This is a genomic window from Bradyrhizobium sp. Ghvi, from assembly GCF_900115265.1.
Taxonomy (GTDB): Bacteria; Pseudomonadota; Alphaproteobacteria; order Rhizobiales; family Xanthobacteraceae; genus Bradyrhizobium.
The window spans coordinates 239,937-265,772 of sequence record NZ_FOVU01000008.1 but is presented as its reverse complement, the minus strand read 5'-3'; the positions used below and the strand labels follow the sequence as shown (position 1 = coordinate 265,772).

Here is a 25,836-nt window from a genome sequence, read left to right as displayed (position 1 = left end):
GATGGCGATGACCGGCGCCTTGTCCCTCTCGGGCGGTCGTCACGGCAGCGTCGCGCTGCTGCTTCGCCTGAGCGATGCGATCGCAGCTACACTTCTTGCCTCCGATCTCGCGGTCGTCTGCGGCTCGGTGCTGCTGCGCTTCTTCTTCAACGCGCCGGTCGAATGGTCGGATGACGTTGCGCGCGGATTGATGGTCGGCTCGGCCTTCTTCGGCGCGGCGAGCGCACTCGCGCGCGGCGAGAATGTCGGCGTGTCCTTCTTTCGCGATCTGTTGCCGCAGCGGCTGCGAACGCTGGTCGACGCAGCAAGTGCCGTGCTCGTCGTGCTGATCTCCGGCTACGTCGCCTACAATGCGATCAAGCTGGGCTCGCTGACATCGGGGCAGACCACCGGCTCGGGCCTTCCGTTGGAGCTCACCTTCTATCCGATGGGCGTCGGCGCACTGTTTATGACGGTGTTCGCGATCGATCATCTCTGCGCGCGGCCGCTGCCCGATATCACGAAGGGCCTGGTCGCGGTCGCTATTGTCACCGGCCTCTATCTCGCCTGGGATTATCTATCGCCGTCGTCGGTGCCGTCGGCGGGCACGCTGATGCTGATCGGATTCTTCGCCACGCTGTTCGGTGGCTTGCCGATTGGTTTCGCGCTGGCGCTGGCCGCGCTGATCTTCATCTGGGTCGAGGGCGCGCTGCCGGGCGTCATCTTCGCCCAGCAGATGGCGCGCGGCATCGACAATTTCGTGCTGCTGGCAATCCCGTTCTTCATCCTGGTCGGCTACCTCATGGAAGCCAACGGCATGTCGGTGCGCCTGATCGAACTGCTGCAGCGGGCGGTCGGCCGCATGCGCGGTGGGCTGAACGTGGTGATGGTGGCCTCGATGGTGCTGTTCTCGGGGATCTCAGGCTCGAAGATGGCCGATGTTGCCGCGGTCGGCTCCGTGCTGATCCCGGCGGCACGCCGCTCCAGGCAGAATCCCGGCAGTGCGGTGGCGCTGCTCGCGGCGTCCGCGGTGATGGCGGAGACCATTCCGCCCTGCATCAACCTGATCATCCTGGGTTTCGTCGCGAACCTGTCGATCGGCGGCTTGTTCATGGCAGGGCTATTGCCGGCGGCGCTGATGGCGGCGGTTCTGATCGCGTTCTCCATCATTTCGGGCAAGCCGCCGGCGCAAACCGATGATGTCGAGCCGCAGGTGCCGGTGTCGGGCCTGTGGAGCGGCGCGATCGCCTCGTTCGGCCTCATCTTCATGATCTTCTTCGGCTTCAAGAGCGGCTTTGCCACGGCGACCGAAATCTCGGCGTTTGCCGTGGCCTATGCGCTCGTCGTCGGCAGCGTCGTGTTCCGCGAGCTCAGCTTCAAGACCGCCGCGCATAGTTTCGTGCAGGCGGCGACGCGCGCGGGGCTGGTGCTGTTCATCGTGGCTGCCGCGCAATCGCTGGCGTTCACGCTGACCCTGCAACAGGTGCCGCATGCGGTCGGCGACTTCATGCTGGGCCTGTCCAAGACCTCAGGCGTCTGGCTGTTCATCCTGCTCGCCATTGCCGTGCTGATCGTGATGGGTTCGGTGCTGGAAGGCGCGGCCGCGCTGATCATTTTCGGACCGCTGCTGTTGCCGGTCGCGGTGCAGCTCGGCATCGACCCCCTGCATTTCGGCGTCGTGCTTGTCATCGCGATGGGCATCGGCCTGTTCGCGCCGCCGCTGGGGCTCGGGCTCTACGGCGCCTGCCTGATCGGCAACGTGCCGATCGAGCAGACGGTGAAACCGATCCTGGGCTATCTCGGCCTGTTGTTCCTCTGCCTGCTCGTCATCGCCTTCGTGCCCTGGCTCTCGACGGCCTTGCCGCGCGCATTCGGCTATTGAAGGAGTGCTATCGTGAAAGTCCTGCTGGCCCATACGCCGGAGATGCGCCGCAATTATTATGGCGATCGCAGCCTCAACGGCCTGCGCGCCATTGCTGACGTGATCCTGCACGAGGGTGACCAGGCGCTCGATGCCGCGGGCCTCGTGACTGCCGCGAAGGATGCTGACATCATCGTCGCCGATCGCATGACCGAAGGCCGCGGCGAGATCTTCGCGCAACTGCCGCGCCTGCGTGCCTTTGTCCGCTGCGCCGTCGATATCCGCAACGTCGATGTCGAGGCGGCCTCGCAAGCGGGCGTGCTGGTGACCCGTGCCGGTCCCGGCTTCGTGCAGGCGGTCGCCGAGCTCGCAGTCGGCTTCATGGTCGATTTGTCGCGTGGCGTGTCGCGGACCACGGCGGATTACCACGCCGGCCGCAAGCCGGAGGCGCGGATGGGACGCCAGCTCGCCGGCAGCACGATCGGCATCATCGGCTATGGCAGCATCGGGCGCTACCTCGCCGAAATCGCAAAAGTCATGCGTATGAAGGTGCTGGTCGCCGATCCCTTCGCTGATGTCAGCGACAGCGCGATCCGGCAGGTCGGGCTCGATGAGCTGCTCGCGGCGTCTGACTACGTCGTCTGCCTCGCCATTGCCAACGAGCAGACCGAAAACCTGATCGGGGAGGCGGCGCTGGCACGCATGCAGAAGCATGCCGTCTTCATCAATCTCTCGCGCGGCAATCTTGTCGACGAGGCGGCACTCGCGAAGGCGCTGCTGGAGAATCGCATCGCGGGCGCGGCGATGGATGTCGGCCGCGCGCCCGACCAGATGCCAACGCCGGAGCTGGCGAAACTTCCGAACGTCGTCGCCACCCCTCATGTCGGCGGACTGACGCCTCAGGCGATCGAATATCAGTCGCTGGAAACCGTGCGGCAGGTCGAGGCGATCATCAAAGGCGAGGCGCCGCAGGGCGCCGTCAACGCCGAGCGCTGGACGCGGCGGTCGTGAGCGCCCCTACAGCCGATGCACGGCCTTGAACGTCCCGTCCTTCTGGATCACCGTCAGAAACACCTTCGGCGGCGCGTCGATGGCGCGCGCGCCGACGATGACGAGGCTGCCGCTGATGTCAAAGCGGCCGGTCGCGTTGATTGTGTCCAGCAGGCCGGCGCGTGTCGGATTCGGTCCGGCTTTTTCCAGTGCCGCTGCCGCGAGGCGGCCGGAGATGTAGCCTTCGAGCGACACGAAGTCCGGTGTCGTCGTGGGATCGAGCGCGGTCTGTGCGGCCTGGTAGTCGGCGACAAGCTTGATCGAACGATCCCAGGGAAACGGCACGACCTGCGAGACGATGACGCCTTCCCCGTCGTGGCCAAGCTCGCGGGCAAGCGCGGTGGCGCCGACGAAGGAGATGTTGACGAAGGTGGGATAGGCGCCGTTGCGGTGCGCGAGCTTGATGAACTCGGCACTCGGGCCGTAAGTGCCGACCATGACGATGGCCTCGGGCTCGGCGCGCTTGATGGTGCGCCAGGCCGCGCTGACCGCACGGGTGTTGCGTTCGAAAGTGCCTTCAGCGGCGAGTTCGAGCCCACGCCTGGCGAGCGCGCTCTTCACGCCGGCAAGGCCGTCACGGCCGAAAGAATCGTCCTGGTAGAAGATGCCGATCCGGGTGAAGTGACGATCCTCGGTGAGGCGCTTGATGAGGGTCTCCGTCTCCGCGCTGTAGCTGGCGCGAATGTTCACCACATTCGAGAGTTCGGGGTCGCGCAGGAATTCGGCGCCACTGAACGGTCCGATGAAGGGGATGTTGCGAACGCTCGTCACGGGAATGGTCGCGATCGCAGTCGGCGTCCCCACGGCGCCGATCAACGCGAACACCTTGTCGTCCTCGATGAGCTTCAGCGTTTCCGCCACCGAGCGGTCGGGATCGTAGCCGTCGTCGCGGCTGATGAGCCGGAGCTTGCGGCCGTGAACGCCGCCCTTGGCATTGATCTCGTTGAACGCTGCGACGATGCCATGCCGTATGCGTTGCCCGAGCACGGAAGAGGGACCTTCCAGCGCCGCAGCCTGGCCGAACAGGATTGCGTCCTCGCTGACGCCGGCCTCATCGCCGCGTGCCGTCAGCGTTGCCGCTGTCAGCAACGCGGCGGCAAGTGCGACGCCTATTGCTGCGCGCGATCGTTTCATAGGGAGCTCGCCGGATGCAGGAAGAATTGGGCCAACGATAGGTCCGCAGCCTCAACAGGCCGCTAACCGGCGTCGAGGGAGTCCTCCGTAAGACTCCGGGTAAAAACGGCAATTGGCCACCTGATTTCGGCAATGCGAAGGTCAATCATTAACTACATCTCGGGATGCGGGATGAGCCGGTTCCAATGTTGTACGGTTCTTAACCCCGATCCTTGTCCGATAGTCGCGACGGTGGCTCAACCCTGAGTTCGGCCGCCGCGCCGAGGGGACGTGCGGAATTCGGATGGGCGATCGCGATCAGAACGATCTGGGTCGAAGGCGTGTGGCTGGATGGCGGCGCATCGTGTCGCTGCTCGGCCTGTATCGCCCTGCGCTGGTCGCGGCTGCCCTCGGATTGCTGTTTTCGCTCGCGGGCGCCGCGGCGGTGGCGCGCTGGGAGGACCGCGTCAACAAGATCGAGTTCGAGAACGCGGCCGAAACGCAATCCATCGTCATGCAGAACGGCATGAACGAATATATCAGCCGGCTCGTGGCGCTGCGGACCCTGTTCGAATCGTCCAACGAGGTGGTCACGCGCAGCGAGTTCGAGACGTTCAGCGGCCGGCTGTTCGAGCGCTATCCCGGCTTGCTGCGCGTCGGCTGGCTGCCGCGGATCACCCGCAAGGAGCGCGCCGAATACGAGGCTGCCGCGATTGCCGACGGCGTGTCCGGCTATCGCATCAAGGCGCTCGGTGGGGACGGCTTCGTCACCGCACCGCAAGGGGAGGAGTATTTCCCCGTCTTCTATTCAACGCAGCCGAAGACGTCGCCCGTCTACGGCATGGATTACATGAGCGTGCCGGACCGCAAGACGGTGCTCGAGCGTGCTCGCGACAACGACGACATCACCGCCATCCGCACCGAACTCTACGCCCGGAACGACGATGGCAAGTTGCCGAATGTGCTCGTGATCGTGCCCGTCTACGCCAAGGGCACCTCGCGTGAGACCATCGCGGATCGCCGCCGCAACATCACGGGCTTCGTGGTCGGCATCTTCGACCTGCCTTTGCTGATGCAGGCCATTCGCGCCAGGACCGGGGCAAGTCCCGCCGTCAGCGTGAACGTCTATCAGCCCTTCAACGCGCGTATGATCAGCCTGGAAGACATGCTGCCCGACTACGCCTCGGCAGCGGCCGCGCCGCAATCGATGCGCGATGTCGCGCGCGGCCGGCACTGGTCGGCCGGCCTCAAGATCGGCGACACCGATTGGCAGGTGCGGGCGGTTCCGACCGTCGGCGGCCCGCTGGAGACGAGTTATGATCGCGCGGGCGCCGTGCTGACCGTCGGCATGCTGCTGACGCTGTCGCTTTCGACCTATCTGATGCTCGCAAGCCGCAATTCGCGGCGGCTGTCGCTGGCCAACCGGCGCGTGCTCGAGCTGGCGCAGACCGACGTGCTCACGGGATTGCCGAATCGTGCGTTCTTCCTCGCCCGGCTCGACGAGCTCAACGCACAGCTGAGGAACGGCGGTTGGACCTTCTCGATCCTGATGCTCGATCTCGATCGCTTCAAGAACGTCAACGATTCACTCGGCCATGGTGCCGGCGATGCGCTGCTGCGGCTGGTGGCGCAGCGGCTGAAATCCGCGGTGCGCGCCACCGATGTGCTGGCGCGGCTCGGCGGTGACGAATTCGCCATCATCCAGGAAGGCTGCGACGACCAGCGCGCCTCATCGACCGAGCTGGCTGCGCGGATCGCCAAGCTCGTGTCCGAGCCGTTCCTGCTGCCGGGACATCGCGTCGAGATCGGCACCAGCATCGGCATTGCGATCGCGCCGGATCACGGCAGCGACCAGGAGCAGCTGCTGAAGAAAGCCGACCTTGCGCTCTACCGGTCGAAATCGGCGGGCCGCAACTGCTTCACGATCTACGACGAGGCGATGTCGGCCGAGCTCGAGGCGCGCAACACGCTGGAAGGGGATCTGCGCGATGCCATCGCGCGCTGCCAGCTCGAGGTTCACTATCAACCCTTCATGGATGCCAACACCGGCGCGCGGCGCGGGTTCGAGGCGCTGGTGCGCTGGCGCCATCCGGTGCGCGGGCTGATCCCGCCGGATCAGTTCATCGCGCTCGCCGAGGAGACCGGGCTGATCGTGCCGCTCGGCGAATTCGTGCTGCGCCGCGCCTGCGCGGATGCGGCGAGCTGGCCGTCCGATCTGATGGTCGCGGTGAACCTGTCGCCGATCCAGTTCAAGGAAGCCGATCTGTTCGACGTCATCTGCGGCGCCTTGCGCGATTCCGGCCTGTCGCCGCAACGGCTCGAGATCGAGATCACCGAATCCGTGCTCTTGGAGCGCGGCACCGAGAACCATGCTTTCATGGAGCGGTTGAAGAGCATCGGCGTCGAGCTTGCGCTCGACGATTTCGGCACAGGTTATTCCTCGCTCAGCTATCTCACCGCGTTCCCGTTCGACAAGATCAAGATCGACAAATCCTTCGTCCGCAATCTCACGCATCAGCCGCGCTCGTCTGCCATCATTTCCTCGATCGTGACGCTGGCGCGGGGGCTCGATATGTCGGTCACCGCCGAGGGGGTCGAAACATCAGAGGAGTTCGAGCGGCTGAAGGCGCTCGGCGTCAACTTTGCGCAAGGCTATCTTTTCGGCCGCCCGCGGCCGGTCGATGACGTCGAGCTCGATGGGCCGTGCTCGAGTTCGCATCGCGACGCAGCCTGAGCGCTCGGCCCCAAGCTGCATCTGCGAAAATCGCTTGACCCGCGCGCCCCCAGATGGTCCGAAGGATCGTCCAGGGATGAAACAGGAAAATGCGACTTCCGTTCTTCTACGGCTGGGTCGTGGTTGCCGTGACGTTCGTCACCATGGCCATCGGCGTCAACGCACGCACCGCCTTCTCGCTGTTCTTTCCGCCGATCCTCTCCGAATTCGGCTGGGAGCGCGGCGTCACCGCGGGCGCTTTCTCGTTCGGATTCGTCGCCTCGGGCGTCGCCAGTCCGTTGATCGGACGGCTGATGGATCGCGCAGGCCCGCGTTCGGTCATGGAGCTCGGCGTCGCGCTGATGGCCGGCGGGCTGCTGCTCGCGCCGCTCACCAGCCAGCCCTGGCATCTCTATCTGACGCTCGGCGTCATGGTCGGCGCCGGCTCCGTGTGCCTCGGCTATTCCGGCCAGTCGCTGTTCCTGCCGAACTGGTTCATCCGCAAGCGCGGATTTGCCATCGGTATCGCCTTTGCCGGGGTCGGCATCGGTTCGATGACGCTGCTGCCATGGGTGCAGCACATGATCGAGCAGACCGGCTGGCGCACCGCCTGCACCGCAATGGGCCTGATGATCCTGATCGTGCTGGCGCCGATCAACCTGCTCCTCCACAAACGTCCCGAAGACCTTGGCCTTCAGCCGGACGGCGACGCCGCGCCGGCCGTGGATGCCGCGAAGCCGGTCTCGAACATCGTCGATCCGGCTTGGGCCAGCACCGATTGGACACTCGCACGGGCGGTTGCGACGGCCCGGTTCTGGTGGATCGCGTCCGGCTATTTCTGCGGCCTGTACATCTGGTACGCGGTGCAGGTGCATCAGACCAAGTTCTTGCTCGACATCGGCTTCAGCCCGAGCATTGCGGTCTGGGCACTCGGCGCCGTCAGCCTCCTCGGCATTCCCGGCCAGATCCTGCTCGGCCACGTCTCCGACCGGATCGGACGGGAATGGGTCTGGGCGATCAGCTGCGCCGGCTTTGCGATCTGCTTTTCGGCGCTGATCGCGTTGAAATATCAGCCCTCGCTCTGGCTGGTCTGGCTGATGGTGTTCACGCAAGGCGCGCTCGGCTACGGCCTCACCTCGATCATGGGAGCGGTGGTGTTCGAGATCTTCCAGGGCCGACATCAGGGCAGCATCTTCGGCATGATCATGCTCGCGGCGCTCGCGGGCGGTGCCGCCGGTCCCTGGTTGACGGGCCTGCTCTACGATCGCGCCGGCGATTATACGCTCGCCTTCGCCATCGCCATTCTCGTGAGCCTGCTCTCGGCGCTGTCGGTCTGGCGTGCCTCGCCCGGCAAGGTACGGGCGGTGGCCGGCCGGCTGCACAGGCTTCGCGCGACGAATTAGGTTCCTTCAGCAGCGGATTACTTTCGCGCCTTTCAAAGAACGTTAAGCATGTCGCGGCTTGTCGGAACCGAGGCCAGCGACAAGAACGTCTTGGACACCATCGAAGCGTTAGCTTCGGGTTCATTGTCATATATCTTCCCGATGCTGCCGGGTCTTGCGATGCCTGCCTCCGACGCCTCAGTGACCGAAATGCCTGACGTGGTGCGTGCGGCGCTCGAATGCGCCGACGACGGCATCGTCATCGTCGACGAGGCGCATCGCATCATCCATTTCAACGCCGGCGCGGAGCGGATCTGGAAGCTCGAGCGGACCGACGTGCTCGGCCGCGACGCCGCAATTCTCACCCTCAAATGCCTTCAGGCCGACCCGGTCGCTGATTTTCGCGACGAGATCAGCCTGGTTCGGCGCGACGGCAGCCGGATCAAGGCAGCGATCGCGCTATCCTCGACGATCACTGGCGGCGCGCTGCATCACATCGTGTTCGCGCGGGATGTTACTGCCGATGCCGAGCGGCGCGTCAGGATCGGGCTGCTCAACACCGTCTCCGACCAGACCAACCGCGCGGTCATCATCACCGATGTCGAACAGAACATCGTCTACGTCAATTCAGCTTTCACGGCGATGTTCGGCTATGCCAGCGGCGAGGCCGAAGGGCGCCGCGCAGGCGATCTCATCGCCGGCCGTCATACCGATCGGAAGGCCATTGCGAGGGTGATCAAGCGCCTGATGCGTGGTGGCCATCGCGGCGAGGCCGAGGTGCTGGTCTACGACAAGGACGACCAGGAGATCTGGGTCTGCGCGCGGATCGATGTCTTTCGCGACAAGAAGGGCCGGGTCAGGCATATCTTCGCGCTCCTCGAGGACATCACCGAGACCAAGCAGCTGCGCTCGCTCCAGCAGCTCATCATGAGCGCGCTCGCCGACGAGGTTCCGATCACCGAGATCGCCGACAGGCTGTGCCGCCGCGTCGAGGAAATCGCGCCCGACGTGGTCTGTTCGCTGCTGCACATCGATGCCGCGGGCCTGATCCACCCGCTCGGCGGTCCAAGCCTGCCCGAGGACTATTCCCGGGCCCTGGACGGCCTTGCGATCGGCCCCGATGTCGGCTCGTGCGGCACAGCCGCCTTCTATGGCGAGCCGGTGCTTGCGATCGATCTCGCTACCGATCCACGCTGGCAGCCCTATAAGACGATGCCGCTCGCGATCGGCCTGCGTGCCTGCTGGTCGACACCGGTCAAGGCCAAGGACGGCCGGGTCATCGCGACTTTTGCGTTTTACTATCGGGAGCCGCGCGCGCCGAGCAACTGGCATCGGCGCATCGTCGAGGCCTGCGTCGACCTCGGTGCTTTCGCGATCGAGCGCAAGGAGGCGCGCGCCGAGATCGCGCGGCTGGCCTATCACGACATCCTCACCGGCCTGCCGAACCGAGCGCAACTGCGGCACCTGATCACGACCGCAATCGACGCCTGTCCGACCGGCGGCCATGTCGCGCTGGCTTTTCTCGACGTCGACCATTTCAAGGACGTCAACGACACGCTCGGTCACGCCGCCGGCGACGAGCTCCTGGTTCAGCTGGCGGGGCGCCTGCGCGAGCAGATCGGGCCTGAGGACATGTTGGGCCGGCTCGGCGGCGACGAGTTCGTCATCCTGCTGCCGCACCGCAATGCGCAAGATGCTGAACGCGTCGCAGCCGGCATCGCCGATGCGCTGGCCACCCCCTTGCGGCTCGGATCGAAGCTGATGCCGATGTCGGCCAGCATCGGCATCAGTCTCTATCCCGACCACGCCACCGACATCGACACGCTGATGCAGCAGGCCGACGCCGCCATGTACATGGCCAAGCAGGCTGGCCGGTCGACCCATCGCATGTTCAGCGCCGAGATGAACGGGCTTGCCGAGCAGCGGCTGGCGATGATCGCCGCGCTCCGCCGCGCCATTGCCGACAATGGGCTGAGCCTGTTCTATCAGCCGCAGGTCCGCAGCTGCGATCGCGCCATCCACGGCGTCGAGGCGCTGGCGCGCTGGCACGATGCCGCGCTCGGCGACGTCTCGCCGGCCAAGTTCATTCCGCTTGCCGAAGAATGCGGCCTGATCGAGCAGATCGGCCTGTGGTCGGTGCGCGAGGCCTGCCGGCAGATGGCGACCTGGCGCCGCGCCGGGCTCAACATTCCGAGCGTGTCCGTGAACCTGTCGCCGCTCAATTTCCGCAACGTTGCGCTGGCCGCGCGCCTCAAGGATATCCTCACCGAATACGCGCTGCCGCCGGATGCGCTGATGCTGGAGATCACCGAAGGCACGTTCATGCAGGATGGTGCTGCCGCGCTGGAGACGATGCACGCGATCCGCGAGCTCGGCGTCGGGCTTTCGGTCGATGATTTCGGCACCGGCTATTCCAGCCTCAGCCGGCTCGCGCATCTGCCGATCCGCGAGCTGAAGATCGATCGCAGTTTCATGCGCGACATCGACAAGGATGCAGCCGCGCTCGCGATCGCCACCGCGGTAGTGCGCGTCGGCCAGGGCCTCAGGCTGACCGTGGTCGCCGAAGGTGTCGAGACCGAAGGCCAACGCAAAATGCTGGCCGAGCTCGGCTGCGACGTCGTCCAGGGCTTCCTCTACGCCCCCGCACTCGCTCCCGTCGCCTTCGAGCGCTGGCTGATCGAACATTGCGCCGAGCAGGCGAGGGCGATGCTGGACCGGCTGGATGCTAACCTGGCGGGACGAGACGCGGTGAAGCGGTCGGCGTAGCTAGCTGAACACTCCCGACCTAATCTGCAGCCAGCCCCGTCCTGCGCCGCAAATCCGTGATCGCGCGCAGAAAACTGTCGGCCGGCGTGGTCTCGGGATCGATCAGCCGGTGCAGGCGAAAGCCGTCTTCGAGCGCCAGCACGACCGAGGCCAACCAGGGCGGATTAAGCCTCTCGCCATTCGCTTTGTCCTTCAACGTCGCTTCGACGATGTCGGCGATCAGCTTGCGCCGGGCGCGCAAGCGCTTGGCGAGCTCAGGCCGGCGCTTCTCGGCGCGCGCGACGAACAGGATCATCTCGATGTGCAGCAGTGGGGAGCGGGTGAGGGGATCCTGCCGGCCGCGATCCATCGACTTGAGCGCCCCGATGAAGTCGTCGAGATTGTCATGCTTCGCGAGGATCTCCATGTTGCGCCGGATCGATTGCTCGACGTGATCCTCGAGCATGGCGAAGATCAGCTCGTCCTTGCTCCCAAAGTTCGAATAGAACGCACCGCGGGTGAAGCCTGCCTCTGCCGCGATGGCCTCGATGCTGGCACCGCCGATGCCGTCCTGCTCGAACACGCGTGCGGCCGCCTCGAACAGCGCCTCGCGCGTGTCGTCCCTGGTCGGTCTGGTTCTCACCCTTGACATCGGGGCAGGTTAGGGCAAAATGCAACTCGATACAACAATGTATCGAGTTGATAATTCACACAGGGATGGTTACGCTGGGGCTTCGGGGCTGCCTCGCGTATCGTGTCATGCGGCAACCGATGCGAGGTCCACCATGAACGAGCAAGTGCAACCCGCAGGCGATCCGCTGTTCAATCCGCTGGCGCCGGACTTCATTCGCGATCCCTATCCCCATTATGACCGGCTGCGCAGGATCGATCCGATCCATGTGACGCCGTTCGGCCAGTTCGTCGCCAGCCGTCATGCCGACGTCAGCCTCGTGATGCGCGACAAGCGGTTCGGCAAGGACTTTGTCGAGCGCACGACGCGCCGCTACGGCCCCGACATCATGAACGAGCCGGTGTTCCGCAGCATGGGGCACTGGATGCTGCAGGCCGATCCACCCGATCACACTCGCCTGCGCGGTCTCGTGGTGAAGGCCTTCACTGCCCGCCGCGTCGAGGACATGCGGCCGCGGATTCAGGAAATCGTCGACCAGGCGATCGACGCCGTGATCGCGCGCGGCCAGATGGACCTGATCGAGGATTTCGCCTTTCGCCTGCCCGTCACCGTCATCTGCGAGATGCTCGGTATCCCCGAGGATCATCGCGAGGTCTTCTACAAGAGCTCGCGCGACGGCGGGCGGCTGCTCGATCCCGTGCCCTTGTCCCCACAGGAGATCGCCCAGGGCAACGCCGCCAACTTGATGGCGCAGATGTACTTCCAGCAGCTGTTCGAGTTGCGCCGGCGCAATCCCGGCGACGACCTCATCACCCAGCTCGTGCAGGCCGAGGAAGACGGCAACAAGCTCACCAATGAGGAGCTGACCGCCAACATCATCCTGCTGTTCGGGGCCGGACACGAGACCACAGTCAATCTGATCGGCAACGGTCTTTTGGCGCTCCATCGTAATCCGGACCAGCTTGCGCTCCTGAAGGCACGGCCGGACCTGATCACCAACGCGATCGAAGAATTCCTGCGTTACGATTCCTCGGTGCAGATGACCGGCCGCGTCAGCCTGGAGGAGATCGAGGATCTCGGCGGCAAGAGGATCCCCAAGGGCGAGACCGTGCTCTGCCTGCTCGGCTCGGCCAATCGCGATCCGGCCGTTTATCCCGATCGTCCTGATCGGCTCGATATCACCAGGTCCAACGTCCGGCCGCTGTCGTTCGGCGGCGGCATTCATTTCTGCCTGGGCGCTCAACTGGCGCGCATCGAGGCCGAGATCGCCATCGCCACGCTGTTGCGGCGGCTACCCGGCTTGCGCATCGACGAGGTCGAAAACCCGGAATGGCGGCCGACCTTCGTGCTGCGCGGCCTGAAGCGCCTGCCGGCCAGTTGGTGAAGCCGGACGGGGTTAACCTCCGTGCGCAACAGTCGCTGTGACTTCGCCACACTTCCCCCTATATAAGGGGCAGTTCCGGCGCGCCTGAAGCTTGGTTTGTCAGCTTGGGTTTGACCCGGGTGCCGGCTTGGCCGAGGGGAGACCCGTGCAGACGACACTGCTCGGATTGGCGATTGCCTTTATTCTAGCGCTTCTGGCCGCGCTGATCGGGCCTTACTTCGTCGACTGGAACCAGTTTCGGCCCCAGTTCGAGGCGGAGGCGAGCCGGATCATCGGTGTGCCGGTGCGCGTTGCGGGCGAGCTCGATGCACGGCTGTTGCCGACGCCGACGCTGCGGCTGCGCTCGGTCACCTTCGGCGGCAACAACGATCTCGGCCGCCTGCGCGCCGACAAGCTCGATGTCGAGTTCAGCCTGGGCTCCCTGATGCGGGGCGAATGGCGCGCGACCGAGCTTTCGGTCGGCGGCATGGCGGTGGATCTCGGCCTCGATGCCAGGGGCAGGGTCGACCTGCCCTCCACTGCGAGCGGCACCTTCAACCTGGCTTCGCTCGCGATCGAGCGGCTCAACCTTGCCGGCCGGATTGCCCTGCATGACGCCGCCAGCCATTCGACGCTGGAGCTGAACGACATCGTCTTCTCCGGCGACGTGCGCTCGCTCGCAGGCTCGGTGCGGGGGGAGGGCAATTTCACCGCCGCAGGCGCCCGCTATCCGTTCCGTATCTCCTCCGGTCCGAGCCCTGACGGCAGTGCCACCCGCGTTCACCTCAATATCGATCCCGGCGAGCGCGCCGTTCTGGCCGATCTCGAAGGCGTCCTCGCCTTCGACAACCGCCAGCCGAAATTCGACGGTGCGCTGACACTGGCGGTGCCGCCGGCGAAGAAAGCCGGCGAGGCGGGGCCGACGCCGTGGAAGCTCACCGCAAAACTCAAGGCCGATCCGGCCGGTGCCAAGTTCGACCAGATCGAGGCGAGCTTTGGCGCTGAGGATACCGCGCTGAAGGTCGGCGGCGTCGGCGATCTCGGGTTCGGCGCCTCGCCGCTGCTGCGCGCGGTGCTGTCGGCGCGGCAGGTCGATGCCGACAGGCTGGCGGGCCGCGACGATACCGAGCCGCTGCGCATCCTGCCGGCCCTGCGCGCAAGTCTCGCCGCGATCCCGCAGGCGCCGATCCCGGCGCAGATCGAATTCAACTCCGACCAGATCATGCTGGGCGGCCGTCCGCTCCAGAACATCACGACCGAGCTGCAGACCGATGGCCGGTCCTGGACCTTCCAGCGGCTCGAGCTGCGCGCGCCCGGCATGACGCAAGTGTCGCTCAACGGCGCCACGCCCGGCGCCGATAGCTTTAGCGGCCGCCTCAGCGTCGAGTCCTCCGATCCCGATACCCTGGTGGCCTGGCTGCAGGGCCGCAACGAGGTGATCAGACGCAGCACGCGGCCGCTGCGCCTTGCCGGCGAGGTGACCATCGCCGCCAACCATCTCGCCATCGACAAGCTCAAGGCCGAGATCGAAGGCGGCGCGGTCGAGGGCCGCATCGCTTTCGTGCAGTCAGGCGCCAGCAAAGGCTCGCGGATCGATGCCGACCTCAAGGCCGACCGTCTCGACCTCGATGCCGCCGCGAGCTTTGTCCGCGCGCTCGCGGGTCCCCAGGGCGAATGGCCGGAGGAAGCAAAGCTCTCGCTCGACATCGGTCGCGCGATGTCGGCGGGACAGGAGCTGCGGCCGTTCGCGGCCAGGCTCGGCTATGGGCCCACCTCGCTGTCGCTGGAGCAGTTGCGGTTCGGCCAGGCCAATGGCGTCACCACGGAGGCGAGCGGCAGCTTTGATCGTACCAAGGCCACCGGCAAGCTCGCGCTGAAATCGTCGGCCAATTCGCTGCGCGATCTCACGGCGCTGCTGGAGCCGATCGCCCCTGCGATGCGCGCCCGCCTCGACGCCATCCCGGCATTGTCAGGCGCAACGCGCCTGACGCTCAATCTCAGCCTCGACAAGAGCGCAGAACATGCCGATCGCAGCGACGCGCGTGTCGTGCTCGACCTCGATGCGCCGCAGCTCAAGGCCACCGCCACGCTTGCCGCGCAGGCGCCGGTGGCCGCGGTCAACGGCATTGATATCGACAAATTGCGTAACAGCGACTTCGCGCTGGACTCGAAAGTGTCGACGCCGCAGGCGAGCGCATTGTTGGCGCTGCTCGGCCTCGATCGCATGGTCGCAGCCAGCGAGGGCGCTTCGCAGGTCGAGGGCAAGTTGAGCGGCGCATGGCGAAAGCCCTTGCAGCTGAACGCAAGGCTCAGTGGCGGTGGGTTGGACGCAGATGCGCAAGGCAGTGTCGAACTATCGGGGCCGGAGCCGAAAGGCGCTGTGAATCTGCACGTGCGCAACGCCAATCTGGCGCCGCTGCTCGGGACCAATCCCGCCGACAAGTCGATCCAGAATGTGAGCTTGTCGTCCCGCCTCACGCTGTCGGGCAACCGCCTGACATTCGACGATCTCGACAGCACGGCTTTGGGCTCTCATCTGCGCGGCCATCTCGCCCTGACGCTCGATCAGGAGAAAAGCGTTGACGGCGAAGTCGGGCTCGACACGCTCGATCTGGCGTCTGCGCTCGCGCTTGCCGTCGGCGCCGCCGGGCGCGACAGCGGCGAGCCGCTGAGTGCGGGACTCGTCAGCGGCTGGCGCGGCCGCATCGCGTTCCAGGCCTTGCGCGGCAGTCTACCTGGCGGCATCGAGCTGCGTCCCTTCAGCGGCACGATCAGGAGCGACGGCCAGTCGCTCGCGCTCGATTCCCTCAAGGGCGGCCTCGGCGGCGGTGAGATGACGGCAAGCCTCGATGCGCGCAACGGCGCCAACGGTCTGGCGTTGAACGCGCATCTCGATCTCGGCAATGTCAATGCGGCCTCGCTCCGCTATCGTGATCTGGCGCTGCCCAAGGGGCGCGCCTCGGTACAGATGGCGCTGACGAGCCAGGGCCGCAGCGTCTCGGCACTGACAGGCGCGCTCGCCGGCAACGGCACCGTGACGCTGGACTCGGTCGAGATCAGCGGCCTCAATCCGCGCGCCTTCGAGATCGCCATCCGCGCCAGCGACGGCGGGCAGGTGAGTGACGACGCCAAATTGCGGCAGCTCGTCGAGCCCGCATTGTCAGCACCTATTACCGTCGCTTCGGCGCAGATCGCGTTCACGATCCGCGACGGCCGCCTGCGCGTCGGCGCAACCCCGCTCGAAACCAAGAACGCCCGCGCCATCGTCTCCGGCGGTTACGACATTCCCGCCGACCAGGCCGACATCCGCGCCAGCCTGACGCCGATCATGACGGGCCTGTCCGGCGCGCCGCCGGAGATCCAGCTGTTTGCGGCCGGTCCCCCCGACAAGCTCAGCCGCACGGTCGATCTCACGCCGCTGTCGTCGTGGCTTGCGGTGCGTACGATCGATCGCGAGACGCGCCGGCTGGACGCGATCGAGCGCGGCGAGCCCCCGCCGGCGACGGCCGCGCTGCCGACGCTGGTCTCGCCCGAGCCCGCGCCGGAGCCGGCTCTGACCGACGTGCCGCTGCCCGGCCGCGATCCGCGCCGGGCGCCGCCCAAACCCAAGGCCGCACCGGCGCCGAAGGCGCCGCTGGCCGCGCCCGCCGTCCCGAGCCCACCGCTCGCAAGCCAGCAGGTCGTGCCCCTGCCGCCGCCGATCGACGTACGGCCCGCCCCGGGCCCGCCGCCCGCCAAGCCGCGGCCGAAGCCCCCGCTGGTCCTGACGCCGCAGAATCCGTAGGGCGAAGTCTAACAAGGAGAGATCGAGCCGCACGCTCCTCTTACCTCTCCCGCTTGCGGGAGAGGTCGGCGCGCCACGGGCGATGCGAAGCATCGGCCCGAGCGCCGGGTGAGGGTTCTCTCCTCTGGGGGGCTGTCACGTTGCGCGACCGTCACCACACTCGCTCGCATTTGAATGAATTTTCGTCGGCAAAACTGATCTGACAGTTTTACTGGATTCTCGCGTTTGTTCCCTAGTCTCGGCTCCCAGAGGAATCCGAAAGTCCTGCCCGCACAAGCAGGATGGCGCCAAAGAATTTCCAAGAACTGGGGTGATCGAGATGAACGGAGCGAAGACGCTTCTGCAGGATCTGGACGACGCAATCGCGCGCGGTACCGATGAGAGTCGGGCGAAGGCGTTGTGGCATGCGACCGATCTTTTGATCACCGGTCGCTACGTCGACGACGAGATCAGCATGTTCGGCGAGGTCATCGGCCGGCTTGCCGACGAGATCGAGGTCGCCGCGCGGGCGCAGCTCTCCGAATTGATGGCGGGCTGCGATCATGCGCCGCTCAATGTCATCGAGAAGCTCGCTCTGGACGACGAGATCGCAGTCGCCGGCCCCGTGCTGCGCGACTCGAACCGCATCGGCGAGAAGGTCCTGGTCGAGAGCGCGATGACCAAGGGCCAGGCGCATCTGCTCGCGATCTCCCAGCGTGAGGCGATCGGCGAGGCCGTGACCGACGTGCTCGTCAAGCGTGGTAACCAGGAGGTTGTCACCTCGGTCGCCAGGAACGAGGGCGCGCGCTTCTCCGGCTCGGGCCTGCTGCACATGGTCCGCCGCGCCGAAGGAGATTCGATTCTTGCTGAACAACTTGGCCTGCGCAAGGACGTGCCGCGCCACGTCTTCCAGCAGCTCATCTCCAAGGCGTCGGAAGACGTCCGCCGCCGGCTCGAGACCGAGCGCCCCGAGATGATGTCGCAGATCCAGAATTCGGTGACCGAGGTCACCGGCGATTTGCAGTCCAAGTTCGGTCCGTCTTCGCGCAGCTATTTCGTCGCCAAGCGCGTAGTGACGACGCAGTACCGGCAGGGCAACCTCAACCAGGTCTCGATCTCGAACTATGCGCGCCAGCACCGCTTCGACGAGGTGCAGATCGGCCTGTCGCTGCTGTCGTCGCTGCCGGTCGACGTGATCGAGCGCGCGCTGATGGACCGTAACCGCGAGATGATCCTGGTGCTGTGCAAGGCGCTCGACTTCTCCTGGGACACGACGATGTCGCTGCTGTTCCTCGGCGCCAAGGATCACCTGATCACGGCGCGCGAGCTCCACGACAACGAGCGCGATTTCGCCCGGCTCAAGATCGAGACCTCACGCAGCATCTTGAAGTTCTACCAGTCGCGCAAGAACAGCGCCGGGGCCGATCCCGCGACGGGGCGTCAGCCAGAGCTCCAGGTTCACTGAACGGGACATCGAGGGAGTATTTGCAATGTTGCCTCAATTCGGCACCGCGGTTCGCAAAAACAAGAGCCTTGCCAAGACTCTGGTCGTGGAGACGAGCGGATCGGCTCCGGAGAAGGCCACAGTCGATGCCGCATGGCTCGTGTTGGAAGCCGCCAATGACCTCGGCGACCACGCCGCGATCGACGCCTGCCGGCGCGTCATCGATGCCGAACTGAACGGCACGGCGCCGGGCAGTGCAGATACCGAGCTCGTGCTGGGGTATTTCCGGTAAGGGCGCCAGAGCCTGCCGCCTGTCCCGAGCGTCTTGTAGCCTCTACTTGCGGTCGTCGAACGGTGACCGCGGGCAAACAATCAGCCGCAATTCCAGATCGCGCCGATCGGCGTGCGCGTCCAGCACGGACCGAAGCTGCCGCCGTTATAGCGGGAGCCGCCGAAGCCGGGCCGGCCGAAATAGTGCCATTCGCCGTTGAAGTAGCGGTAATAGACCGGCACGGGATCGATATACCAGGGGCGCTGGTTTTCGCGCGCGTAGCGCCGAAACCCGTTTTTCTGCGCATAGAGCGGCTGACTGTTGTTCAGCGGCTGACGATAACCCGGCAGAAAACCGTAGCCGTGCCAGGCTTGCGCGGGCTTCTTGTGGGCGGACGCGGCCGGCGCGGTGACCGGCAGCAGCGACAGAATGGCAGCAACAAGAAGACACAGAAGGCGCGACATGAGCAGACCATAGACAGTCGCTTGCGGGAAAGCCATTCAAATCCGAGCGGGATTCAGTTTGCTATTCAAAGGATGGTCGCGGGGAGTCTGCGCGACAGTGTCATCGCAAGGCGAGGCGCGGCGCTCAGCAGGAATTGGACCGTTTGGCCACTGCATCGAGCCGCAGGCCTGCCCTTGCTGCAGACAAGGCCGCGGCCAACTCTTCGAGTTGGTAGGGTTTGGGCAGGATCTGGATGCCTGCATCCTGCGCCTCGTGAACCGAGGCTTGGGCATAACCGCTGGTCAGCAGTACGGGAACATCGCTACGTCGTCGCTTGATCTCCCGCGCGAGCTCGACACCATTCATGCCGCCGGGCATCATGATATCGGAGAAAATCAGATCGACCGGGCGACCATCGGCCAAAGCGCCGAGCGCAGCGGCCGCACTGGCGGCTCGCGTCACTCCGTAACCAAGCTGAGCGAGCATCTCGCCGACCAGCGCGGCAACCTCCTCGTCGTCCTCAACCAGCAAAACCTGGCCCTCGTCGTTCTTCTTGGGTCGTGCCTTGTTGAAGTCGATGAGGTGGCGCTGCTTCGAAGGCAGATCTTTGGAACGCGGCAAGTACAGCTCGATGCTGGTGCCCTGGCCCAGCTGCGATTTGATGCGAACCGTTCCGCGTGACTGGGTCGCAAAGCCATGGACCTGCGCAAGCCCGAGGCCGGAGCCCTTGCCGATCTCCTTCGTCGTGAAAAAAGGCTCGAAGGCGCGGGACAGGATTTCCGGAGGCATGCCGACGCCAGTGTCGATGACGGATAGCCGGACGTAGTCTCCCGAGATCTCCTTCTCACTCACCTCGGGCAGGTTCTCGCCACGGACCACGATCGTGCCGCCATTGGGCATGGCGTCGCGGGCGTTGACGGCCAGATTGAGGATGACCAACTCGAGCTCCCCGGGGTCGACCTCCACCGGCCAGAGCTGATCCGGAAAATCGAACTCGACATGCACGTCGCCGCGCAGGCTTCGATCGAGCAATTCACGCATTCCGCCGATCTGCATGGCAACGTCGACGGGCTCGGGGCGAAGCGTCTGGCGGCGAGAGAACGCCAGCAGCTGCCTGGTCAGGCTCGCACCGCGCTGCGCGGCCTGGATCATTCCCTCCATGAGGCGGCGCCTGCGGTTCGGATCCGTCTGGCGGTCGAGCATGTCGAGCCCGCCTGATATCACCATCAGCAGGTTGTTGAAGTCGTGAGCCACGCCGCCGGTGAGCTGACCGATGGCTTCGATCTTCTGAGCCTGGCGGAGCGTTTCCTCCACGCGCGCGCGCTCCTCCATTTCCAGGCGCAACTGCTCGTTGGTCTCTGCCAGTGCGCGCGTCCGCTCGGCCACGAGCTTTTCGAGCTCCTGAGCCGTCTGCTCACGCGCGGCGAGCAGGGCCCGGATCTCGTATTGACGTCGCCGGGCCCGCAACGCCGACTGCACGGCGCTGGTCAGCGTCATCGGCTGCACCGGCCTTTCGAGCAGAGAAACGTTGCGCAGAAGCGAGACGATGCTTCGGCGCCAAGCCACGACCGCCGGCAGTTCACGATGGCTGGTCAGGACGACGAAGGGCAGATCGGACCAGGGCGGTTGGCTCTCTATCCATTGTGCCAGCGGCTCCGTGTCCTTGCCGAACAGGGCTTCTTCGGCGACGAAAACGGCGCCGACGCCGTTCCCCATCTCGCTGACGAGTTCGGCAAGATCCCGGCAGTTGATCGATTCTAGATTCGAGCTGCGGAACAGCTCGACCGAAGCAGGCCCGTCCCGTCCGACCGGAGCAAAGACGAGAACCCGTTGATCTTGCGCGCCGCTCATTCAACGGTTCCTTCGGAGATCGCCGGGCCGGTGTAACGCGGCGTGCCCGAAAAGATGCCGCTGAAATCCCTAAGCGGTGGACCGAGCTTGATGCCGCTGCCGGTGAGCCGGAACTCGCGGATGGTATGCTCGTGGTTGCCGCTGCGCTTCTTGACCACGGAAAGTGCGCGCCGCACCGTTCCACCGAGCTCGAAGTAGCGCAGCATGAGCACGGCATCGCTCAGATAGCTGATGTCGAGGTTGGACTCTGTCGGACCCATCAAGCCGTGTTGAGCAAGGATCAGGATGGTGAGCACGCCTTGCTGGGCAAGGTAGCTGAGCAGTTCGTGCATTTGCAGAATGAGAAAGCGCTCGTCCGGCATCGCGTTGAGATAGCCGTTCAGGCTGTCAATGACGATAATTCGGGCATTGTCGTGCTCGACGCTCGCCCTCACATTGGCCGCGAACTCTCCGGGCGAGAGTTCGGCGGGATCGATTTGCTGGAAGCGGATGCGGCCTGAAACGATATGCTTCTCCAGGTCCAGCCCCAACGTCTTGGCACGCGCCTCGACCGTTCCGCGGCCCTCGTCGAATGCGAAGAACACGGCATGCTCGCCGCGATTTGCTGCCGCGATCGCATAGGTCAGCGCGAGCGACGACTTACCCACGCCGGCCGCGCCGATGAGAAGCGCGTTCGTTCCCCGCTCCAGACCGCCTCCCAAAAGCTGGTCGAACTCCGCGTTGCCGCTCGGCGTGAAATCCCCGAGAAACGACTTGTGATGTTCTGCTGCCACGAGGCGAGGGAAGATCTTGAGGCCGCCCGTTTCGATGATGAAGTCGTGGTAGCCGCCGCGAAATCGGATGCCTCGCATCTTGATGACGCGAAGCCGGCGCCGCTCCGCGCCGTAGTCGAGTGCGAGCTGCTCGAGCATGACGACGCCGTGCGCGATCGAATGCAGTTGCAGGTCGTCCTGAGCCGAAGACAGGTCGTCTAGCAGGACGACTGTGCAATTGCGGTTGGTGAAGAAGTGCTTCAAAGCCAACACCTGGCGCCTGTAGCGCAGCGGGTTCTGAGCCAGCAGGCGAAGTTCCGACAGGCTGTCGAGCACCACGCGGGTCGGATTGGTCCGCTCGACCTCCTTGAAGATCAGACTGGTGGTTTCGCCCAGTTCCATCTCGGCGGGATGAAACACGGTGAGTTCGCGCGCGGGATCGAGCGTCGTTTCCGGCGGTACCAGCTCGAAGATGTCGACGCCATCCAGCGACCATCGGTGCCGCTGCGCGACCAGAGTCAGTTCGCGTCTGGTTTCGGACAGCGAAATGTAGAGCACACGTTCGCGATCCTTGACGCCACGCAGCAGGAATTGGAGCGCAATGGTGGTCTTGCCGGTTCCGGGCCGTCCCTCATAGAGGTACATCCGGTTGGCGTCGAACCCGCCCCCCAGGATATCGTCCAGTCCCTCGCTGCCGGTCGAAATTCGCGGCGACTCCGTGGGATCGCTGCCTGAAGCTGCTTGAAATGAACCGGTCATTGAACCCCTACGCATTGCGGAAGCCCGCTGTCCGACGTGCAGGGGCCGAGGCTCGAAAAATTGGTGGCCCCCGAAATAGGAACTCTCCAGCGAGGACCGAGTTCCCGGCGGCCTGTGCGGCTTGCCGGAACGAGTAGGCGCAAACGCTTCAAGCCTGTCGGTTCAGGATTGAACGCAGGCAGCTCAGGAGGCGCCGGTAGAATGGATTTCTGAGATGTGTGACGTGTCCGACGAAGCTGCAGGCGCCCGCGCCGAATGCATCCGATACAAAAAGGCCCCGCCGAAGCGAGGCCTCCTTGTTTCAGATGCTGGTACGGCTAATCGTCATCATCCCAGTGATGGCGGCGGATCACGACGCCGCGGTCGTAATCGCGATCGTGGTGGTACCAGCCATGATGCCAGCCGCGGTCATGTTCGTAGATGCGTGCACGGGGGCCATAATAGTCGCTATCGCCGCCGATATAAAAGCCGACCCCAGCCGCATTGGCGATAGTCGGGGCACCGATTGCGAGCGTCGTGACTGCCGCAAGAGCGTAAATCAGCTTTCTCATCTGTTCCTCCTTCCGCATTGTCGGGGAGTCAACTGCTGCCGCCCGGGCCTGTTGCTGGAACGGGCAAGAAACTTTCTTGAATGGGTGTTCATGTTTCGACCGTTCCATCGAGAAAGAATCGATGCGCGTGCCGAGTTCTACCTGCGATCTGGAACACTTGTATCGCCTCGGCCCCATGTCGTGCGCCGCCGGCATTTCGAGCATTACCGCCGGATGCGGTAGATGACGACGTCTTCGCCGTGATGCGCCGTGGTCTTCTCGAAAAGATAGTCCGCCTTTTCCAGCACGCGGCGCGAGGCGCCATGTTCGACAGAGACGAGACCGATGAGCGAGGATAATTCGAGCCGCGACAGCCCGATCTCCGTCAGCGCGCCCGCGATCTCGCTCGCAAGCCCCTGGCCCCAGAAATCACGCTTGAACGTGTAGGCAATCTCGATCTCGTCCACGCCGTCCACGAGGATGTGCCTGATGCCGGCTCGCCCGGCGAACGCGCCGTCCTTCGTGCGCATCGCCCACAGCCCATACCCGTGAGCGTCCCAATGGGCCATGTTGGTTGCGAGATAGGTTTTCGTCGTCTCCGCCGAGCGTACGCCGCCGAGAAAGCGGGAGACCTCGGGATCGAGATGGAGTGCGACGAGATCGGCGAGATGGTCATCGCGAAGCCGCTCGGCGGCGAGTCTGTTGGTGCTGAAATGATCGAGGGACACAGATGGCCGCGTTGGAGCTGGTTGCGATCTTGATGCCGCAGGAGCCGATGATGCCATCATGCCAGTGTTTTGCCCGACGGGTCAACGGATTTTCCGAACTCGATGCCGCGAAGGATTTTTGCGCGGGCCAAACCCTTGATTCCACACACGCCGCCTACGGTGCATGGGGTTGTTTTCTCGGTTTGGTTTCGAAAGGGCCTAGCCCGCGCCCAGGGCAACCGCGACGTTGTAGGTCAAAAGGCTCGCCGCATAGGCCAGCACCAGCATGTAGCTGAAGGTCACGGCCATCCAGGTCCAGCTTCCGGTCTCGCGCCTGATCACGGCGAGCGTGGACGCGCATTGCGGAGCGAAGATGTACCAGGCGAGCATCGACAGGGCGGTTGCGAGCGACCATTTGGTTGCCAGCGCCTGACCGATCTGTTCGGCCGCTTCCTTGCCGCCCTCGATCGCATAGACGGTGCCGAGCGCTGCGACCGCGACCTCGCGCGCCGCCATGCCCGGGATCAGTGCCACCGCGATCTGCCAGTTGAAGCCGACGGGAGCGAGCAGAGGCGCGATCGCCTTGCCGATGATGGCAGCGAGGCTGAAGTCGATCGCCGGCTCGGTCGTGCCCGCCGGCGGCTGCGGGAACGAGGCCAGGAACCAGATCAGCACCATCATCGAGAAGATCGTGGTGCCGGCGCGCTGCAGGAACATTTTTGCGCGGGTGTAGATGCCGATCGCGATCGATTTCAGCCTGGGCACCTTGTAGTCCGGCAGCTCCAGCATGAACGGCGCCGGCGCATAGTCGCGCAGCATGAAAAACTTGATCAGAAACGAGACCACGAGCGCGCTGGTGATGCCGGCGGCGTAGAGGCCGAACATCACGAGGCCCTGGAGGTTGATGAAGCCCCAGACGTCCTTGGCCGGAATGAAGGCCGAGATGATCAGTGTGTAGACCGGGATGCGCGCCGAGCAGGTCATCAGCGGCGCAATCAGGATCGTGGTCAGCCGGTCGCGCTTGTTGTCGATCACGCGTGTCGCCATGATGCCGGGAATGGCGCAGGCGAAGCTCGACAGCAGCGGAATGAAGGCGCGGCCGTGCAACCCCGCGCCGCCCATGATGCGGTCCATCAGGAAGGCGGCGCGCGCCATGTAGCCGAAATCTTCCAAGAGCAGGATGAACAGGAAGATGATGATGATCTGCGGCAGGAACACGATGACGCTGCCGACACCGGAGATCACGCCGTTCTGAAGAAAGCTCTGCAGCAGGCCGGCAGGCAGGGCGGCATGCACGAACTCGCCGAGCGCATCGAAGCCGGACTGGAGCAGCTCCATCAGCGGCTGCGCCCAGGCGAACACCGCCTGGAACATCACGAACAGGATCGCCGCGAGCACGATCAGCCCGCCGACCGGATGCAGCACCACGGCATCGATGCGCGAGGTCAACGTGTCGGGTCTAGCAGGCAGGCTGACGCAATCGGCGATGATGCGGTCCGCCTCGCGCTGGGTGGCGCGCAATTCGGAAACGCTGAGCGCGCGCCAGCTGTTCTCGGAAGGCTCAGCGGCGAGCTTGGCCGAGATCTGGTCTGTCAGGGCCAGGAGGTCGGCCGTGCCGCCCTTGCGCACCGCGATCGAGGTGACCACGGGCATGCCGAGCTCCTTGGCGAGCCTGTCGACGTCGACCGAGATGCCGCGGCGGCTCGCGATGTCGAACATGTTGAGCACGAGGATCATCGGCCGTCCGGTGCGCTTCAGCTCCAGCAGCAGACGTATGGTCAGGCGCAGATTGGTGGAATCGGCCACGCACAGCACGAGATCCGGCAAGATCTCGCCTGAGGCCTTGCCGAGCACGAAGTCGCGGGTGATCTCCTCGTCCGGGCTGCGGCCGCGCAGCGAATAGGTGCCGGGCAGGTCGACGACCGAGATCTGGCGTCCCAGGGGGGTAACGAAAAAACCCTCCTTGCGCTCGACGGTGACGCCGGGGTAATTCGCGACCTTCTGCCGGCTGCCGGTCAGGGCATTGAACAGAGACGTCTTGCCGCTGTTTGGCGTGCCCACCAGGGCGACATGCAGAAGAGGTAATTCCATGGATCAAATATCCGGTCGCGATCTCAGGCGACGATGACGGCCATGGCCTCGCGACGGCGCACCGCGATGGTGATGTTGTCGACCCGCACGGCGATCGGATCGCGCCCGACCAGCCCCTCGTGCAGCACCTCGACCCGGGCGCCCTCGACGAAGCCGAGTTCGATCAGCCGGCTCTCGAGCTCGATGTCCGAGAGCGCCGATCCCGAGTCCTTGGCGGAGAGGTGCTGAATGACGCCGGTATAGCCGCGCTGGGCCAGGCCCAGCGGCATCTCGCGGCGCATATCACGGGTGTCGGTCATGCCCTGTATTTTCAACGCAGGGCATTGAGGTCAAGCGCGCATGCCCGCTGAAACTGCACCTTAGAGCGATTTTAAAGTGCAGATCACG

Annotated in this window: 18 protein-coding genes; 9 read left to right on the top strand and 9 right to left on the bottom strand. The window is 64.9% G+C overall.

Features of this window, described 5'->3' with window-relative positions; all coding sequences use genetic code 11:
• Window positions 1–7: 7 nt before the first annotated feature.
• Both BM374_RS27780 and BM374_RS27775 read left to right on the top strand, forming a co-directional pair.
• Window positions 8–1,861 (top strand): TRAP transporter large permease, encoded by a 1,854-nt coding sequence (locus tag BM374_RS27780; protein ID WP_177248572.1) that lies wholly within the window; start codon window positions 8–10, stop codon window positions 1,859–1,861.
• Window positions 1,862–1,873: 12 nt separating this feature from the next.
• Window positions 1,874–2,851, top strand: coding sequence for a hydroxyacid dehydrogenase (locus tag BM374_RS27775; protein WP_092299722.1), 978 nt, complete (start codon window positions 1,874–1,876; stop codon window positions 2,849–2,851).
• A 6-nt stretch (window positions 2,852–2,857) separates the two neighbouring features.
• Here the strand turns inward: BM374_RS27775 and BM374_RS27770 are convergent, their stop codons facing one another.
• The gene (locus BM374_RS27770; protein ID WP_092299719.1) at window positions 2,858–4,024 is read right to left on the bottom strand and encodes an ABC transporter substrate-binding protein; all 1,167 of its coding nucleotides are present in this window, start codon (window positions 4,022–4,024) and stop codon (window positions 2,858–2,860) included.
• Between the two features lie 283 nt (window positions 4,025–4,307).
• Here BM374_RS27770 and BM374_RS27765 point away from each other — a divergent pair, with 283 nt between their 5' ends.
• The 3 genes from BM374_RS27765 to BM374_RS27755 all read left to right on the top strand — a co-directional run bounded on the left by BM374_RS27765 (window position 4,308) and on the right by BM374_RS27755 (window position 10,864).
• Window positions 4,308–6,737, top strand: a complete 2,430-nt coding sequence (locus tag BM374_RS27765; RefSeq protein WP_092299716.1) for a bifunctional diguanylate cyclase/phosphodiesterase — start codon at window positions 4,308–4,310, stop codon at window positions 6,735–6,737.
• A gap of 89 nt (window positions 6,738–6,826) precedes the next feature.
• On the top strand, window positions 6,827–8,119 hold the full coding sequence (locus BM374_RS27760; RefSeq protein ID WP_092299713.1) for an MFS transporter: 1,293 nt from the start codon (window positions 6,827–6,829) through the stop codon (window positions 8,117–8,119).
• Window positions 8,120–8,278: 159 nt separating this feature from the next.
• Complete coding sequence (locus tag BM374_RS27755; RefSeq protein ID WP_092299933.1) at window positions 8,279–10,864, top strand: EAL domain-containing protein; 2,586 nt, start codon at window positions 8,279–8,281, stop codon at window positions 10,862–10,864.
• Window positions 10,865–10,883: 19 nt separating this feature from the next.
• Here BM374_RS27755 and BM374_RS27750 read toward each other — a convergent pair whose 3' ends face one another.
• Window positions 10,884–11,495 (bottom strand): TetR/AcrR family transcriptional regulator, encoded by a 612-nt coding sequence (locus BM374_RS27750; RefSeq protein ID WP_092299710.1) that lies wholly within the window; start codon window positions 11,493–11,495, stop codon window positions 10,884–10,886.
• Between the two features lie 133 nt (window positions 11,496–11,628).
• On the opposite strand from BM374_RS27750, the gene BM374_RS27745 reads away from it, so the two are divergent.
• The 4 genes from BM374_RS27745 (at window position 11,629) to BM374_RS27730 (ending at window position 18,336) form a co-directional block, all read left to right on the top strand.
• A complete protein-coding gene (locus BM374_RS27745; RefSeq protein ID WP_092299707.1) occupies window positions 11,629–12,858 on the top strand; it encodes a cytochrome P450 in 1,230 nt (409 codons plus the stop codon).
• A 145-nt stretch (window positions 12,859–13,003) separates the two neighbouring features.
• A complete protein-coding gene (locus tag BM374_RS27740; protein WP_092299704.1) occupies window positions 13,004–16,621 on the top strand; it encodes an AsmA family protein in 3,618 nt (1,205 codons plus the stop codon).
• Window positions 16,622–16,940: 319 nt separating this feature from the next.
• On the top strand, window positions 16,941–18,065 hold the full coding sequence (locus BM374_RS27735) for a DUF2336 domain-containing protein (protein ID WP_092299930.1): 1,125 nt from the start codon (window positions 16,941–16,943) through the stop codon (window positions 18,063–18,065).
• A gap of 25 nt (window positions 18,066–18,090) precedes the next feature.
• Window positions 18,091–18,336, top strand: a complete 246-nt coding sequence (locus BM374_RS27730) for a hypothetical protein (protein ID WP_092299701.1) — start codon at window positions 18,091–18,093, stop codon at window positions 18,334–18,336.
• A gap of 80 nt (window positions 18,337–18,416) precedes the next feature.
• Here the strand turns inward: BM374_RS27730 and BM374_RS27725 are convergent, their stop codons facing one another.
• From BM374_RS27725 to BM374_RS27695, 7 genes are all read right to left on the bottom strand, one after another.
• Window positions 18,417–18,779 (bottom strand): hypothetical protein, encoded by a 363-nt coding sequence (locus tag BM374_RS27725; RefSeq protein WP_177248565.1) that lies wholly within the window; start codon window positions 18,777–18,779, stop codon window positions 18,417–18,419.
• Window positions 18,780–18,903: 124 nt separating this feature from the next.
• Window positions 18,904–20,610: an ATP-binding protein gene (locus tag BM374_RS27720; protein WP_092299695.1), complete on the bottom strand. Its 1,707-nt coding sequence runs from the start codon at window positions 20,608–20,610 to the stop codon at window positions 18,904–18,906.
• The gene (locus BM374_RS27715) at window positions 20,607–22,121 is read right to left on the bottom strand and encodes an ATPase domain-containing protein (RefSeq protein ID WP_092299692.1); all 1,515 of its coding nucleotides are present in this window, start codon (window positions 22,119–22,121) and stop codon (window positions 20,607–20,609) included. Before BM374_RS27715 ends, BM374_RS27720 begins: the two co-directional genes overlap by 4 nt.
• Window positions 22,122–22,438: 317 nt before the next feature.
• Window positions 22,439–22,672 (bottom strand): hypothetical protein, encoded by a 234-nt coding sequence (locus tag BM374_RS27710; RefSeq protein WP_092299689.1) that lies wholly within the window; start codon window positions 22,670–22,672, stop codon window positions 22,439–22,441.
• Window positions 22,673–22,875: 203 nt separating this feature from the next.
• Window positions 22,876–23,379 carry a GNAT family N-acetyltransferase gene (locus BM374_RS27705; protein ID WP_244552710.1) on the bottom strand — a complete coding sequence of 168 codons (504 nt, stop codon included), beginning with the start codon at window positions 23,377–23,379 and terminating at the stop codon, window positions 22,876–22,878.
• 198 nt (window positions 23,380–23,577) lie between these two features.
• The gene (gene feoB, locus BM374_RS27700) at window positions 23,578–25,449 is read right to left on the bottom strand and encodes a ferrous iron transporter B (protein ID WP_092299686.1); all 1,872 of its coding nucleotides are present in this window, start codon (window positions 25,447–25,449) and stop codon (window positions 23,578–23,580) included.
• Between the two features lie 23 nt (window positions 25,450–25,472).
• Entirely contained in the window at window positions 25,473–25,748 is a 276-nt protein-coding gene (locus BM374_RS27695; RefSeq protein ID WP_092299683.1) for a FeoA family protein, read from the bottom strand.
• Between the last annotated feature and the right edge of the window lie 88 nt (window positions 25,749–25,836).